Here is a 15,031-nt window from a genome sequence, read left to right as displayed (position 1 = left end):
ATAAGGGGTTGACCCTGATAGGACAACCCCTGCTTGTTAATGTCTTCTTATACACCAAATGGATTTAACGGACGGTTACCGAAGTAAGAAATGATACTCTTTGTTTCTGTGTAAAGGTCGAGCGTTTCAACGCAAAGCTCACGGCCGAATCCGGACTGCTTGTAGCCTCCGAATGGAGTACCCGGGAATGCGGAGAACGGGCAGTTCACCATCACGATTCCGGCTTGGATCGCTTTCGATACTCTTGTCGCACGGCCATGGTTTTGAGTCCAAACAGCTGAACCGAGACCATATTCACTATCGTTGGCCATTTTGATCCCTTCTTTTTCATCTTTGAATTTCATTACCACAACGACTGGTCCGAAGATTTCTTCTTTTACAACCTTCATATCGTGATTCACGTCCGTAATGATGGTCGGCTCATACCAATAGCCCTTTTCGAAACCTTCTACTTTTGCAGGACTTCCACCAACCAGGATTGTGGCTCCTTCTTCTTTGGCAGATTGAACATAACCGTCGATCGTATCCAGCTGCTCCTGGTTGATGATCGCACCGATATGAGTTCCTTTATCGTTGGGGTCAGCCAGTTTCAGTTTCTTCGTCTTTTCAACGAACTTTTCCATGAACTCATCGTAGATATCTTCGTGTACATACAATCTGGAGCGTGCTTCACAGGACTGACCTGTATTATAGAAGATTCCGAACAGGGAACCATCCACTGCTGCATCAACATCTGCATCTTCAAAAACGATATTAGGTGATTTCCCTCCTAATTCAAGAGTCACTCTCTTTAACGTTTGGGACGCTTTTTCCATAATGTTTTTACCGATAGGTGTTGACCCTGTGAAGGCAACCTTATCAACCTTTTCATGCTCAACTAAGTAATTCCCGACAGTGGAACCTGCACCAGGAATGACGTTTACAACCCCTTCAGGAACTCCTGCTTCAATACAAATTTCACCAAGTACAATGGCTGTCAACGGTGTAAGAGTTGCAGGTTTTACGACAACCGAGCAGCCCGCAGCAATCGCCGGTGCAATTTTCCACGCTGCCATCATCAATGGATAATTCCACGGAATGATTTGAGCACATACACCGACCGGCTCTTTCTCCGCAACATTCATGAATTGACCCGGTACATTATTGACCGTGCCACGATGGCCCACAATCGCTCCTGCATAGAATTCAAAGTCTTCGATCGCTTGCATCACTTGACCTTGTGCAGCGGATAGTGATTTCCCGCTATCCATGATCTCAAGAGAGACAAGTTCATTAAAACGTGATCTCATAATGCCTGCAATTTTATTGAGCACGCGGGAACGCTTATTGATCGGGAACTTCTTCCACTTACCGTAGTCAAACGCGTTTCTCGCTGCTTCAACCGCTTTTTCAGCATCTTGGGCGGATGCAAGTGATACGGTGGCAATGGCTTCACCTGTTGCTGGATTATACGTCGTAAAGGTTTCACCCGAAACGCTTTCCATACGTTGACCGTTGATCACCAATGAATAATGCTCTCTTTTCATTTCAAGGACTTCAAAGCTTTGCTCTTTAACTGTAGACATAACTCCATCTCCTTTTAGGTTGATTTATTTTCCGTGAAAGGCTGGTCTTCGTTTCTCCATGAAGGCTGCCACACCTTCGCGATGATCTTCTGTCTGACCTGCGATCCGCTGGGCACAGGCTTCTTTTTCTAAGTATTCGTTAAAGGATAGATCCGCGCTCCCCTTTAATAAGCGCTTCATCAAGCCGATTGCTTTCGTCGGCATGGCGGCGATTCTTTCGGCAAATGCAGCTGTTTCTTCCTGCCACTGGTCGAGAGAGATGATTTTTGTGACCAAGCCAAGCTTTTCAGCCTCTTCTGCTTTTATTTTTTCGCCAAAAACAGCCAGTTCCAGCGCTTTTGCATAGCCAACAATCTTCGATAAGTAATAGAGGTTACCTGAATCCGGTACTAATCCAACGTGAACAAATGCTTGCACAAAGCTCGCCTTCTCTGAAACGAGCCTGAAGTCACACGCCAGGGCCAGGCTGAATCCCGCTCCTGCTGCCACTCCATTGACGGCGGCAATCACCGGTTTCTCACACTGCTCAATTTCTTTCACCATAGGGCCGTAATTATTTCTAAGCACCTCTCCATGATCCATGGATTCATCTACTTCACTTAAATCCTGCCCCGAGCAAAAAGCCCGGCCTTCACCTGTAATCACGATGGCTCTCACTTCTTCATTTCGTGAAGAGTCCTTCATGGCCTTTTGGATTTCCAGATTGAGTTGACGAATGAAAGCATTCAGTTTATCCGGGCGATTTAAGGTAATCCAGGCTACGTTATTTTTCACTTCATATTTAATGGTTTCGAACATGATGCAGCCCCCTTATTTTCCTTTGAATTCCGGTCTGCGTTTTTCCACAAAAGCCTTCATGCCTTCTTTCTGATCTTCAGAGGCAAAAAGAAGATAGAAGTTCTTCCGCTCATATTGCATCCCTTCATAAATCGAAGAATCAACGGCTTTATGAACAGATTCTTTGATCAATCTCAAGGAAAGCGGTGGCTTGGCAGCTAATTTCTTCGCAAATTTCTCTGTTTCTTCTATTAATAATTCTTTCGGAATCGCGCGGTTGATGACTCCCCACTCAAGGGCTTGAGTTGCTGTAAACATGTCTCCCGACAACAACCATTCCATCGCCCTTGATTTACCTATCAGCTTGGTGAGCCTCTGGGTTCCGCCCGCTCCAGGCATGACTCCAAGATTCACTTCAGGGAATCCGAAGCTTGCATCCTCAGAAGCGAATAGAATGTCGCAGCAAAGAGCTAACTCAAACCCGCCCCCTAACGCAAACCCCTGGACCGCCCCGATGATCGGTTTCTTGATCCAGGCAAGGCGGTCCCATTCCGTGAATTGATTCAAGAGCTCTAAATCTATGGCACCGTCTTCCGCCATTTCATCAATGTCTGCTCCTGCAGCGAAGGCTCTGCCCCTACCAGATAAAACAATTGCTTTTACACTGTCGTTCCGGTCGAATGCCTCGAAAGCATTGACTAACTCCGATACCATAGGACGATTGATGGCGTTAAGAACTTTAGGTCTATTCAATTCAATAAAACCAAGTCCGTCCCTCTCGCTCACTACGATATATTCGTACTCTTTACTCATTCACTTCTTCACCGATCATAAGAGTGACTAACTCTGCGGCGAAGCCCATAAGGTCCTTCCCGGAAGCTTTGCCTTCATCGGATTTCATGGCTGCTTTCATCGCTTCATGATTGTCATAATACATTTCGCACATTAAGTAGTATTTGCCTTCTCCGCCCATAGGTGAACCGACGATTTTCGTTACATCCATCTTTTTAAGGCCAGGAATTTTTGCTGTGATCGGAGCGTGGGTATTGAAGTAATGTTCATCGAACTTCTCTTTGTTTTCAGGGTGCTTATACAATGCGATTAGTTTTACCATAGTGGAATCTCTCCTTTGATTTTCAGTAGTTTTATAGATACTTCACATCATTGTCGATATTGGTTTCATGGCTTCGAACGGGTTGCGGCATTGCTTGCAGTATAGAATGCTTCTGCAGGCGGTGGGACCGAACAGATTCTCCATGGAGGTATAGGGGGAATCGCAATATGGACAATGAATCTCCCAATATTCTTCCCCATTGAATTGTTCAGGCGGAGGTGCGATGCCGAATTCCTTCAGTCTCTCCCGGCCATTTTCGGTTAACCTGTCTGATGTCCAGGGAGGAGAATAAACGAACTGAACCTGCACGGATTGAATTCCAAGCTGATCCCGACACGCCTTCTCCACATTCCCTTTAATTATTTCCAATGCAGGGCAGCCTACAAAGGTTGGCAGGAGTTCAATCATCAGGGCATCTTCCTGGTGATGTATGCGATTGACCATTCCAAGATCTACAATGCTGATGGAATCAATTTCAGGATCTTTCACTGTTTGAAGAACTTCTAAAACGGTTGCAGTCATATTCCTTCATCCTTTACCAGCTTGCTGCGGGATTTGTGTTATAGACTTCGCTTAATGTAGAAAGTGCCGTATCCAGTTCAGGGGTGTGTTCACCTAAGCGACCATTCCCTTTTTTCATGTTTACATTCGGAGGAAAGGATAGTTGAGTAGATTGGAAGACAGGTTGAAGGGCCAGCTCCCATCGTTTCGTTAAGCTTTCTTCTCCTTCGATCAGAGCCATAAGGGACATTTCTTTCCCCATTGGCCCCAGGGTCAGAACTCCCTGGAATTCATTTAATACTCGTTCAATCGCCTTATTCATTCGCTCCCTTGCTTCCCCGCCGGCATTCATTAATTGAATGAACCAGGTTTTCCAGTGCAGCAGGTGATAATATAATTCTGTGTTGATTTTGATCGCCATTTCGGCAAGTGGTTCATAGGAGGAGTTCTTTAACGAGTCAATTCGCACCTTTTTGGCGACGCTGTAGAAATAATGTCTTACAACAGCAAAGGCCCAGTCGTAACGGGGTTCTTGTAAGTAGTTTCCGGGACCATTCACTTCTTCCAGTAAGATGGCATTTCTGCGTTCTGACGCCTTCCTTCCATGTGCCAGATGGTCCTGATCCCCTTCCCCTAATTCTTCAAGGAGCTGATAGAACATGGTGGCATGCCCCATCGTGTCTTGATTAATGGAGGAAAACGCGACATCCTCTTCAATATGAGGAGCGAGTCCCAGCCATTCAGAACCGCGGTAAGCAAGGATGAAATCATCGTCGGCCAGTTGATAGAGCAGGCTCAGAAGCGCTTCTTTATAATCTGCGTTCGGAAGGTCATTTGGACTTTTCACTTTCATTTCTTCTTCACCAACTCTCCCCATGACATGATTTCTTTCTCATCCAGCATTTCCTGTTCGTACTGTCTCCACTTCTTCTTCAGATAACCGTAGCCTTTGGCGTTTCGGTAATCTTTATTATCAAGACGACCGACACTCTCTCTTTCCTCGGGTGTCATCATCCGGACGTCCGACCGCTTCACAACCCATATATCCGAGACCGGCTCTCTTCTCATGAAATTCTCTTGAGCCATCACCATGGCAAGCTCATGGTTGGGTGCCAACAGACTGAATTGATGCTGCATCTGCGCACCGTCCGTCCTCTTACTAAACACTTCAAATTCCTGATAAAAGTTCTGCCCCTTGTCAGACATCCAACTCATTCCTTTCTAGCTTACTTGGTCACTAGGGCTTAATGCTTCCCGAACCCACGCATTATTGTCGTAGGATAGTTCTCTTAAACGAAGGCGATCCTTTGATTTCGGACCTTTGTTCCGAATGATTTCCTTGAAGCGGTCCCAGTCGGGCTGCTTATAGATCCATAAATCCTGCTCTTCATCGAAATACATTGTCTCATCGGGAAGTGTCAGTCCTAACGACAGCATCCTTGGAACATATTTCGTGAAAAAGTCCTGTCTCAGCTGTTCATTTGTTTTCGTCCGGATGTTGTATTTAATAGTGATGTCCTGTTTAGAGGAACCTGTCGTTTTCGCATCACCCGGTCCAAAGAACATAAGAAGCGATTCCCACCAGCGGTCCACTGCATCCTGAACTAATGCCCTTTGCTCGGGAGTTCCTTCTGCCAGGGCCATGATGATGGCTTCACCATGCTGTGCGTGGAACACTTCTTCCGCACAAATCCGCTTTAGCGCACGGGCATATGGACCGTATGAAGCATGGAGCATATTCGTCTGTGTGATGATCGCTGCCCCGTCCACAAGCCAGCCGATCAATCCAGCGTCTCCCCAGGTAGGTGCCTCCATGTGAAAGACGTTATGAAACTTTAAATCTCCTGAAAACAAATCTCTCATAATGTGCTCACGTGTTTTCCCGTAAGGCTTCATTAAATCTTCTGCTACACGAAGCAAAAGCTGTCCATGGCCCATCTCGTCCTGAACCTTCGCCATGATTCCAAGCTTCCTTCTTAGTGTAGGTGCTTTCGGTACCCATTCCTTCTCGGGAAGTGCCCCCATGATTTCACTGATCCCATGCATGGAAATCAGCTTGATCAGTGCATTTCGATATTCATCCGGCATCCAATCATCCGCTTCGATCTTTTCGTCATTTTCAATCTTTCTCATAAAATGAGCCATACGCTCTTCGTCTGTCAGTTGTTGATTTGATAATACGTCACTCATTGTATCTCCTCCTTTATCACACAGTTACTACGCGGGAACTTTATTGTGTGATAACTTTTTTTCTCAAAAAAATTTATTGATACATGGCTTCTCCTCTAAGATCCACAATCCGGATGGCTTTCCCTTCTGAACGGGGGATTTCTTTCGGTCCCCTGATTTTCACATCCATGGAAACATAGCAACGATCTTTCATGAGGCTTTTCACTTTTGCTTCCAATTGATTCAAGTGTTCATGATTTAAATCGTTAGACACTCCTTGAAAGCATTCATCTGTGACTTCAACCTGCAGCTCCACTAAATCGAGTGCCCCTTTCTTCTTTAAGTGAACCTGATAATGTGGTGCAAGCTCATTTATTTGAAGCAGGAAGTGTTCCATTTCAGATGGAAACACGTTCACACCTCTGATGATGAGCATGTCATCCACTCTTCCTTTCACTCTGGACATCTTTACCGTTGTTCGCCCACATAAGCATGTTCCGTTCTGAATCGAAGCGATATCTCCGGTTCTATAGCGGATGATTGGAAAGGCTTCTTTTGTTAAACTTGTAAACACAAGCTCACCGATTTCCCCTTCTGGGAGAGGCTCTAATGTATCAGGATGAATGACTTCCACGAGAAAATGATCCTCTGCAATATGGAGACCATCCTGGACTTGGTGACATTCCATCGCAACCCCTGGTCCAATGACTTCGCTTAAGCCATAAATGTCGCACGCTTTAATATCCATCTTTCTCTCCAATGTTTCTCTCATCGCATTAGACCAAGGCTCGGCCCCGAATATTCCATATCGCAAGGATAGTGAAGCCGGATCCTTCCCCTGTGCCTCCATTGATTCTGCTAAATTGAGAACGTAAGATGGCGTGCCGCATATGACCGTGGGCTGAAAATCTTCCAATAATGTAATTTGTCTGGACATGTTTCCGCCTGATACCGGCACCGTGATCATCCCAAGCTTCTCACTTCCATAATGAAGTCCCAAACCTCCTGTAAACAGTCCATATCCGTATGCATTATGCAGGACGTCCCCCGGTTTTCCACCTGCCATGGCAATGGCCCGGGCCACAATTCCCCCCCACATGTTGATATCGTTCTGGGTATACCCTACAACCGTTGGCTTGCCACTTGTTCCGGAAGAAGCATGGACCCTTACCATTTCTTTACGCTTGACCGCGAACAGGCCAAAAGGGTAATGCTCCCGTAAATCATTCTTTTTTGTAAGCGGTAACATTTTTAGGTTTGACAAAGACGTTATATCCTGTGGCTTCAGACCTCTCCTGTCAAATTGCTCACGATAAAAAGGGACTCGTTCATACACATAAGCAGCAATATGTTGTAATCTCTCCAGTTGAAGGCGTTCCATTTGCGATCGACTGGCAGTTTCAATCTCATGCAAAATCAACGTATCGGCCTCCTGTCACTATATAAAAATATATTTATATAACGTTATTAATTCGTTTATGTAATTATGTGTTATATTTATCTACTCAAAAGATAACGTGTCTGTTGGAAATTGTCAATATATTTTCAGAAAATTTCATCAAAACGCATTCATAGGCTGCTGAGTGAGAAGAGATCTTGGGGAAAGGTATCTTTCTGGTGCGAGGCATAGAGGGGCGTGAGAATCCGTTTCGCCGTTATATTTGGAATATCGCCGTTAAAATGAAAATTTCGCCGTTATCCTATCGGAGGTTTCTATGAACCAAGTAAAATATAGCTTTTATTTGATAAGTGAGTAAAAAGATTATGTCATTTTCTATAAAATAACGATTTTCTCGCATAGGATTCTTACTTATGCCAACCGAGGCCGGAAAAACCAACAAAAAGCCTGCTTTGAAATCACTCCAAAGCAGGCTTTTCTTATTATTCAGTGGCCGGTTTAAGCGTTGTCTCCTCTTTGATCGCTTCTTCCTGCAACTCTTTATCTCGTTTGATTCTTCCATTTCCGACTGACAGGGCCACTCCCACGCCAATCGCGATAAAGATTAAACCTGTCAAGAATACAGTTGTGAAGGCATCAGACCATGCTGTTTCAATGGAAGCAATCACGATGCTGCCAATCTCTTTCGGAACTTCCAGTAAACCAGGTGTGACAAGCAGGCCGAACAGGGCATCTGTTTTCTCACTTAACCCTGCAAGGATTTGACTTGCAGCTGGATTATCCTGCTGTGCCGTCACTTCCTTCATATTCTCTTGAAGTGACTGATTCATAACGGCGTTCAATACTGTAATCCCAATCGTTCCACCGATCGAGCGGAAGAAGGTGGCCGATGATGTGACAGCCCCCAATCGGGACTTAGGAAATTCATTTTGAACAGCAATCATAAGTGTTGGCATCACCAGACCCATTCCAAATCCCATGACCACCATAAAAAAGTATGCTGTATATTCTTTAGAATCCGGACCCATCGTACTCATCAAGAAAAAGCCGACTACAGTAGTGAGCATACCTGCCGTAAGGACGGTGCGGTATTTCAGTTTCAGCAATAATCTGCCTCCGATGATACTTGCCATAATCATCGCGATCATCATTGGAGTCATCGTAGAACCTGCCTGGGTTGGTGTAACTCCGAGAATACCCTGCATGAACATCGGTACAAACATAATCGCTCCGAACATTCCCAGACCAAGAAGGAAACCTAACGCATTCGTCGTCGCAAACACTCTATTCTTAAACAGGCTTAGATCCAGGATTGGTTCTTTTGCTTTGTTTTCGATGAAACCAAACAGAAGCAGTAACACGATGGCACCACCAAAAATCAGAAAGCTAGTTCCTGACGTCCACTCGAATTTGTCTCCTCCGAAATTCAACCCTATCAGTAATAGCACTAACGCCGGAATCAGGGTGATGATCCCCAAGTAATCAATGCTTACCTTATCTGTCGGGCGTCCTACATTTTCATACTTCAAACCGATGAACAATAGGAGTGCCGATAATAAACCAAATGGTACGTTTATCAAGAAAATCCAGTGCCAGCTGATGGTGTCCACAATGAAACCGCCAATAAATGGACCGATCACGGAGCTTAATCCGAATAATGCTCCAAATACCCCCTGCCACTTTGCACGCTGTTCAGCTGTGAAGATATCCCCAATAATCGTTTGGGACAGGGGCATGATCATTCCTCCGCCAATCCCTTGAAGACCGCGATATAGAACGAGCTGCTCCATGGAAGTGGCCGTTGCACACAAGCCCGATCCGATAATGAAAATGATGACCCCAATCAAATACAATAAACGTCTACCATATAAATCCGATAGTTTCCCCACGATTGGTGTAACAGTGGTGGAAGTAATTAAATAAGCCGTGGTTACCCACGCAAAAATAGAAAAACCGTTTAGCTCAGCGATAATAGTTGGCATTGCTGTCCCAACTACGGTTTGTTCAAGTGCACTAAAGAACATCCCGATAATTAAACCGGTTAGCACTAAGCGTTTATTAATCCCTGGTTGTACTGACATATGTGTTCTCTCCTTATTCTTCTGTATTGTTCTCAACAGCTGCAGCGAGCTTCTCGTAAATCGTTACCAGTTGATTTACATCTTCTTCATCAAGATAAGCGAGATACTTTGAAAAAATTTCTTTCCTTTTAGCTTTTCCTTTCTCGAAAACCTCATGTCCTTCAGAGGTTAGTTCCAGCTTCACAATTCTGCGATCCTTCTCATCTCTTTCCCGGATAACAAAATTGTTTTTAAGTAAACGGTCGATCATCACCGTGATCGCACTGGGTTTTACATCGAGCTTATCCGCAAGTTCCGTTGATTTTGTTCCTTCCGATGTGGAAAGGAGATAAAGAATATAAAACTGGGGACCTGTTAAGTTCATTTCTTTTAATGAGGAAGCCAGATCTTGTTGAATATGACGATTCGAAATTTGAAAAGCTGTAAATAAACGATCTATATAGGAATGTTTAATATGTTCTAAGTCCACTTTACCCCTCCATCTCTTTTCATGTCATTAATATTTAACCTGTTTAAATATTAATTAGGTTACGTAAAAAAGTCAATCCTTTTTTCTCCATGTATTCTGCTTAAAAAAAGTCAGAAAAAATCCATAATAAAAACTTTTATAAGTAAATGCTTACATTGGATTTTTCCATTTACATCCCAGTTTCCACTCTTTATAATCGGGTTGATTGTTTTTAAAACTACCGTTACTGAAAGGAGCTTGCTCCAAGATGAAACAAGTTCAATCCTTACTAAATATAACTTTGGGCGCTTTTTTGATTGCGCTGAATATACATTTTTTCTTATCACCAAATAGGATCGGCACAGGTGGGACCAGTGGTGCAGGCATCGTTCTATCACAATTCATGGATTTACCTGTTGGAGTGATTATGTTTGCACTCGATATGATTCTATTTATTCTCGGCTTACTTCTGATCGGCCCCAGCTTCGGTCTGAAATCGGTCTTCGCAAGCCTCTCACTAAGTGGCATGGTATGGGCTTTAGAGGTGTATCATCCCCTCCATAATCCCATTGGTCATGATGTTCTCATTCAAATTGTGATTGGTACGCTCATTGGGGCCATTGGAGTCGCAATGATCTTTAATCAAGAAGCTTCCGCCGGTGGAACGGGGGTTCTTGCCAAGATCATTCACAAGTTCACAGGTCTTGAGCTGGGACGCGCAGTCCTCGCATCTGATATTCTGATCGTCATTTCGTCTGCCTACTTATTCGGACTTCAGATTGGTTTGTATGCATTCTTTGGATTGCTATTGAAGGGAATGATGATTGACAGAACTCTTCAGTTTTTCAATGAAAACAAAGAAGTAGTGATCATCAGCGAGCATAGTGAGGAAATTAAGCAATTTATTGTCGGAGACCTGGAAAAAGGAGCAACGCTGCATTCAGCTAAAGGCGCATTTTCAGATGATCAAAAAGAAGTCATCACGACCATTCTTGATCGCAAAGACTTCTCGAAATTAAAATCATATATTCAATCAACCGATGAAAAAGCATTTATTACCGTACACAGCATGAATGAAATATGGGGACAGAATTTTAAATCCTTCGCTTAAGAGGTTTTTAAGTGGATGATTCAGTCAGGTGTTTTCTCAAATCTCAACCGATTTTGAAGACACGTGATTATGGATCATCCTCTTTTTCGTATATGATAGGTACTATGAAATATTAGATTGAATGGATGATGAACGTGAAGAAGAGACAAACCGCAGAGTTTAGAGTATATGGGCAACTGAAGGATGCCTTACTGGCCAGAAAGATCGCCCCGGGAACCCAGCTTGTCGAACAAGTCATCTCTATGAAGATGGCTGTAAGCAGAACCCCCATTCGACATGCGTTGAAAAGACTTGAATTAGAAGGACTGGTTCAGATCATCCCAAACCGGGGAGCTTTTGTCGTCCATCCCACAAGAGAAGAGATCATCTCTTTCTTCGAGTTAAGGAAGGAACTTGAATACCTTACCGTTAAGTATGGTCTGCCTAAAGTTAAAAAAACCGACATGCCGAGGCTCTACACCTTTCTTAAGGATGAACAGGAAACCTATAGACAAAAGGACCTGTTAAAATATGTAGAACTCAATAAGCAGTTTCATCTATTCCTGGCCGAAGTCAGCGGGAATAAATTCCTGATGCGCTACATGGATGAAATGCTTACTCAGTCCAACGTCTATCTATTCTTATTTGATGTATTTTATCATGTGGAACCCGGCGAAAACGTACGTTTCAGAGAACACGAAGAAATGGTCAAAGCCATCGAAAACCGCGATCAACAAACCCTGCTGGAATTAATCGACCTTCATATGAAGCATAGTTTTGATGACTTACGTTTAGAGGATAATGGATATTCATCATTGGAAGATGTTTTGGAGGACTAACATAAAAAGGCGGATTCTCAAGCTTTAAATGCTTGTGAATCCGCTTTTTCATTTAGAATAATTTCGTCGTCCAGTTTTCACAGTTCCATACTTCCGTCGCCACATCCTGATAGAATTCAGGTTCGTGACTGATTAAAAGGACGGTACCTTTATATTCTTTAAGGGCACGTTTCAATTCTTCTTTTGCCTCTACGTCTAAGTGGTTGGTCGGCTCGTCAAACACCAGGACATTCGATTCTTTGTTCATCAATTTACATAGTCGTACCTTTGCTTTTTCTCCCCCGCTCAGTACTTCTACCTTGCTTTCGATATGCTTTGTCGTCAGTCCGCATTTTGCAAGGGCGGCACGCACTTCTGCTTGATTTAGGGATGGGAACTCATTCCACACCTCTTCGATGCACGTATTATTATTCTTTGTCTTGATTTCCTGCTCAAAATAACCAATATGAAGATAGTCTCCCAATTCCACTGAGCCTGATATTGGTTTGATTTCTCCTAAAATACTGCGTAGAAGAGTCGTCTTCCCGATCCCGTTCGCTCCAGATAGGGCAATCTTCTGACCGCGCTCCATCTTGAGATTGAGTGGCTTCGACAATGGTTCATCATATCCAATTACAAGGTCTTTCGTTTCAAAAATGACCCTGCCAGCGGTTCTCGCTTGTTTGAAATGAAACTCTGGCTTCGGCTTTTCGGCAGCCAGTTCAATCATATCCATCTTATCCAGCTTCTTCTGACGTGACATCGCCATGTTACGGGTCGACACACGCGCTTTATTGCGGGCAACGAAATCCTTCAGCTCTGAAATTTCCTGCTGTTGTCTCTTGAATGCAGATTCGAGTTGCTGCTTCTTCATTTCATGAACCCGTTTGAATTCATGATAATCTCCCGCGTAACGATTCAATTCTTGATTTTCCATATGATAAATAAGATTAATGACACTATTTAAGAATGGAATATCATGTGAGATCAGGATAAACGCATTTTCATATTCCTGCAGATAGCGTCTCAACCAATTGATATGCTGCTCGTCAAGGTAGTTAGTAGGCTCATCGAGTAAAAGAATATCCGGTTTTTCCAGTAGAAGCTTGGCCAGTAAGACTTTCGTTCGTTGCCCTCCACTTAAATCGTGGACATCCTTATCCAACCCTATATCATCTAATCCAAGGCCACGGCCAATTTCCTCTACTTTTGCGTCTATGATATAAAAATCATTATTTGTCAGGGCATCCTGTAGTGTCCCTGTTTCCTCGAGCAATTCTTCCAGCTCTTCCGGAGATGCTTCCCCCATTTTGGCAAAGAGCTCATTCATTTCTGTTTCCATATCAAACAGGTATTGAAAGGCTGTCTTCAACACATCCCGGATTGTCATGCCCTGCTTCAACTGTGCATGTTGATCCAGATAACCGATACGGATCCGCTTCGCCCACTCCACTTTTCCTTCATCGGGCTCAAGCTTACCTGTAATGATATTCATAAATGTAGACTTTCCTTCTCCATTGGCACCGATCAAGCCGATATGCTCACCCTTTAACAAACGGAAAGAAACGTCATTAAAAATCGCACGGTCACCGAACCCGTGAGTTAAATTTTTGACTGTTAATAAACTCATATAGTAAACACCTTTTCTTTATATACTAAACTTCGCTCTCTCTATTATAAGGGTCATTTTGCTTAGAAGATAGAGGGAAATGAGCTGATGCTTTTTTCTTCCTTTACTCCATCGCACCCGCTACATCGTAGTCGGAAGGATCCAGTTCTGTAGGTTCACCGAGTGCAAGCTTCGCAAGCTCAGAACCAAGATATGGGCCGACCGTCAGTCCGGATGCCCCAAGTCCATTCGCTACCAGCACCCCAGGAAGTCCAGGCATCGTTCCGAAAACGGGGAGAAAACCTGGAGTGAACGGGCGAAACCCCACCCTTGTTTCCATCACTGTACTGTCATGGATGCCGGGTGCTACTTCCATCGCTTTGTGAAGAACTTCATGTAAACCACCTGCTGTCACCCGGCGGTCGAGGCCGACATCATTTTCATGGGTCGCACCTGCGACAACTCTTCCCTCAGGAAACGCGAGAAGGTATTGGTCATTCGGTGGCATGACAACAGGCCACCCATTCGTTTCTTCACCCTTTACCTGTAAATGAAGAATTTGCGCTTTTTGCGAAGATACCAAGAAGTTTATTCCCACCGGTTCAAAAAGTTCCTTCGCCCAAACACCTGCTGTGACAATCACTTCATCTGCTGCAAGCTTTTGTTCGCCTATCGTGACACCTGTGATCCTGTTTTGTTCTTTCAGAAGCTTGGCATCCCCTTGCCGGAATATCGCCCCGTTCTTTTTGGCTCCATTAATAAGCGCCTGCCGCATCGCTCTTCCATCAACTCGTGCAGCCCCACTTACATGAACAGCTTGATACTCTTCAGATAAAAGCGGGAAACGTTGACGTGTTTCCTCAGCCGTAAGAATAGTGAGTTCACCGATTTCAGGTGCATCTTCCCTGCGCTTTTCCGCTCTCTCAACCATTTTTCGAAGCTTATTTTCATCTGTATGCAGACTGATCGCTCCTACTCGCTTATACCCTGTTTCTGATTCTCCGTCAGCTTCCAGCTGTTGAATGATGCTCGGATAATACTTCGCCCCACCTTTGGCCAGTCGATACCACACTTTATTCCGACGCTGCGACAGCCATGGACAAACAATCCCCGCCGCTGCATCCGTTGCTTGTCCAGGGTCCTGACGATCTACCACTGTGACCTCTGCCCCTGCCTTAGCAAGATGATACGCCGTAGAAGCACCAAGTATTCCCGCACCCACAACAATATATGATTTCATTTAAAACACCTTTTCATTACGTTTTTTCTTTATTTTACTTGAGAAGGAGGGTGAACTCAATGGAGGTGCGGGTTTCAGCGAGTGGATTTAGTTGTACCAGGTACAATTCAAAGCATCTATCCCGCGGTACACATACATCATGACAACACCAAAAACCACCAACAATTCCAGACAATTCTCACTACTTTTTCCGAAATAGATTGACAAGTTGTTTTGATTC

The 15,031-nt window shown here is 44.1% G+C and carries 15 protein-coding genes; 2 read left to right on the top strand and 13 right to left on the bottom strand.

Annotation, left to right across the window (positions count from 1 at the left end):
• Positions 1-47: 47 nt before the first annotated feature.
• The 11 genes from Q1B03_RS11885 to Q1B03_RS11835 all read right to left on the bottom strand — a co-directional run bounded on the left by Q1B03_RS11885 (position 48) and on the right by Q1B03_RS11835 (position 10,075).
• Entirely contained in the window at positions 48-1,565 is a 1,518-nt protein-coding gene (locus Q1B03_RS11885; protein ID WP_299741402.1) for an aldehyde dehydrogenase, read from the bottom strand.
• Between the two features lie 24 nt (positions 1,566-1,589).
• On the bottom strand, positions 1,590-2,363 hold the full coding sequence (locus Q1B03_RS11880) for an enoyl-CoA hydratase-related protein (protein ID WP_299741401.1): 774 nt from the start codon (positions 2,361-2,363) through the stop codon (positions 1,590-1,592).
• A gap of 12 nt (positions 2,364-2,375) precedes the next feature.
• Positions 2,376-3,155 (bottom strand): enoyl-CoA hydratase/isomerase family protein, encoded by a 780-nt coding sequence (locus Q1B03_RS11875; protein ID WP_299741400.1) that lies wholly within the window; start codon positions 3,153-3,155, stop codon positions 2,376-2,378.
• Positions 3,148-3,456, bottom strand: coding sequence for an EthD family reductase (locus tag Q1B03_RS11870; protein ID WP_113968569.1), 309 nt, complete (start codon positions 3,454-3,456; stop codon positions 3,148-3,150). Before Q1B03_RS11870 ends, Q1B03_RS11875 begins: the two co-directional genes overlap by 8 nt.
• Positions 3,457-3,498: 42 nt before the next feature.
• Positions 3,499-3,978, bottom strand: a complete 480-nt coding sequence (gene paaD, locus Q1B03_RS11865; RefSeq protein ID WP_299741399.1) for a 1,2-phenylacetyl-CoA epoxidase subunit PaaD — start codon at positions 3,976-3,978, stop codon at positions 3,499-3,501.
• A 13-nt stretch (positions 3,979-3,991) separates the two neighbouring features.
• Positions 3,992-4,810 carry a 1,2-phenylacetyl-CoA epoxidase subunit PaaC gene (paaC, locus tag Q1B03_RS11860; RefSeq protein WP_299741398.1) on the bottom strand — a complete coding sequence of 273 codons (819 nt, stop codon included), beginning with the start codon at positions 4,808-4,810 and terminating at the stop codon, positions 3,992-3,994.
• Complete coding sequence (gene paaB / locus Q1B03_RS11855) at positions 4,807-5,163, bottom strand: 1,2-phenylacetyl-CoA epoxidase subunit PaaB (protein ID WP_113968566.1); 357 nt, start codon at positions 5,161-5,163, stop codon at positions 4,807-4,809. Before paaB ends, paaC begins: the two co-directional genes overlap by 4 nt.
• Before the next feature lie 15 nt (positions 5,164-5,178).
• Positions 5,179-6,147: a 1,2-phenylacetyl-CoA epoxidase subunit PaaA gene (paaA, locus tag Q1B03_RS11850; protein WP_299741397.1), complete on the bottom strand. Its 969-nt coding sequence runs from the start codon at positions 6,145-6,147 to the stop codon at positions 5,179-5,181.
• Between the two features lie 73 nt (positions 6,148-6,220).
• The gene (locus Q1B03_RS11845; RefSeq protein WP_299741396.1) at positions 6,221-7,546 is read right to left on the bottom strand and encodes a phenylacetate--CoA ligase family protein; all 1,326 of its coding nucleotides are present in this window, start codon (positions 7,544-7,546) and stop codon (positions 6,221-6,223) included.
• Positions 7,547-8,007: 461 nt separating this feature from the next.
• The gene (locus Q1B03_RS11840; RefSeq protein WP_299741395.1) at positions 8,008-9,606 is read right to left on the bottom strand and encodes an MDR family MFS transporter; all 1,599 of its coding nucleotides are present in this window, start codon (positions 9,604-9,606) and stop codon (positions 8,008-8,010) included.
• Between the two features lie 13 nt (positions 9,607-9,619).
• Positions 9,620-10,075 carry a MarR family winged helix-turn-helix transcriptional regulator gene (locus Q1B03_RS11835; RefSeq protein WP_299741394.1) on the bottom strand — a complete coding sequence of 152 codons (456 nt, stop codon included), beginning with the start codon at positions 10,073-10,075 and terminating at the stop codon, positions 9,620-9,622.
• Between the two features lie 247 nt (positions 10,076-10,322).
• Here Q1B03_RS11835 and Q1B03_RS11830 point away from each other — a divergent pair, with 247 nt between their 5' ends.
• Both Q1B03_RS11830 and Q1B03_RS11825 read left to right on the top strand, forming a co-directional pair.
• Positions 10,323-11,165: a YitT family protein gene (locus Q1B03_RS11830; protein ID WP_299741393.1), complete on the top strand. Its 843-nt coding sequence runs from the start codon at positions 10,323-10,325 to the stop codon at positions 11,163-11,165.
• A gap of 134 nt (positions 11,166-11,299) precedes the next feature.
• Positions 11,300-11,983 (top strand): GntR family transcriptional regulator, encoded by a 684-nt coding sequence (locus Q1B03_RS11825; RefSeq protein ID WP_299741392.1) that lies wholly within the window; start codon positions 11,300-11,302, stop codon positions 11,981-11,983.
• Between the two features lie 52 nt (positions 11,984-12,035).
• Here Q1B03_RS11825 and Q1B03_RS11820 read toward each other — a convergent pair whose 3' ends face one another.
• Both Q1B03_RS11820 and Q1B03_RS11815 read right to left on the bottom strand, forming a co-directional pair.
• Complete coding sequence (locus tag Q1B03_RS11820; protein ID WP_299741391.1) at positions 12,036-13,592, bottom strand: ABC-F family ATP-binding cassette domain-containing protein; 1,557 nt, start codon at positions 13,590-13,592, stop codon at positions 12,036-12,038.
• Between the two features lie 103 nt (positions 13,593-13,695).
• Positions 13,696-14,811, bottom strand: a complete 1,116-nt coding sequence (locus tag Q1B03_RS11815) for an FAD-binding oxidoreductase (RefSeq protein WP_299741390.1) — start codon at positions 14,809-14,811, stop codon at positions 13,696-13,698.
• Positions 14,812-15,031 lie beyond the last annotated feature (220 nt).

The sequence above is a fragment of the uncultured Rossellomorea sp. genome (genome assembly GCF_947488365.1).
Taxonomy (GTDB): Bacteria; Bacillota; Bacilli; order Bacillales; family Bacillaceae_B; genus Rossellomorea.
Note: the sequence above shows the minus strand (reverse complement) of the source record. Positions and strands in the feature narration are given on the sequence as shown.

What these genes read in the sequence shown, in the direction of transcription:
- Q1B03_RS11880 (WP_299741401.1), bottom strand. Translation starts at nt 2,363, where the DNA reads ATGTTCGAAACCATTAAATATGAAGTGAAAAATAACGTAGCCTGGATT.
- paaB (WP_113968566.1), bottom strand. Translation starts at nt 5,163, where the DNA reads ATGTCTGACAAGGGGCAGAACTTTTATCAGGAATTTGAAGTGTTTAGT.
- paaA (WP_299741397.1), bottom strand. Translation starts at nt 6,147, where the DNA reads ATGAGTGACGTATTATCAAATCAACAACTGACAGACGAAGAGCGTATG.
- Q1B03_RS11885 (WP_299741402.1), bottom strand. Translation starts at nt 1,565, where the DNA reads ATGTCTACAGTTAAAGAGCAAAGCTTTGAAGTCCTTGAAATGAAAAGA.
- Q1B03_RS11875 (WP_299741400.1), bottom strand. Translation starts at nt 3,155, where the DNA reads ATGAGTAAAGAGTACGAATATATCGTAGTGAGCGAGAGGGACGGACTT.
- Q1B03_RS11815 (WP_299741390.1), bottom strand. Translation starts at nt 14,811, where the DNA reads ATGAAATCATATATTGTTGTGGGTGCGGGAATACTTGGTGCTTCTACG.
- Q1B03_RS11840 (WP_299741395.1), bottom strand. Translation starts at nt 9,606, where the DNA reads ATGTCAGTACAACCAGGGATTAATAAACGCTTAGTGCTAACCGGTTTA.
- paaC (WP_299741398.1), bottom strand. Translation starts at nt 4,810, where the DNA reads ATGAAAGTGAAAAGTCCAAATGACCTTCCGAACGCAGATTATAAAGAA.
- Q1B03_RS11830 (WP_299741393.1), top strand. Translation starts at nt 10,323, where the DNA reads ATGAAACAAGTTCAATCCTTACTAAATATAACTTTGGGCGCTTTTTTG.
- Q1B03_RS11820 (WP_299741391.1), bottom strand. Translation starts at nt 13,592, where the DNA reads ATGAGTTTATTAACAGTCAAAAATTTAACTCACGGGTTCGGTGACCGT.
- Q1B03_RS11870 (WP_113968569.1), bottom strand. Translation starts at nt 3,456, where the DNA reads ATGGTAAAACTAATCGCATTGTATAAGCACCCTGAAAACAAAGAGAAG.
- paaD (WP_299741399.1), bottom strand. Translation starts at nt 3,978, where the DNA reads ATGACTGCAACCGTTTTAGAAGTTCTTCAAACAGTGAAAGATCCTGAA.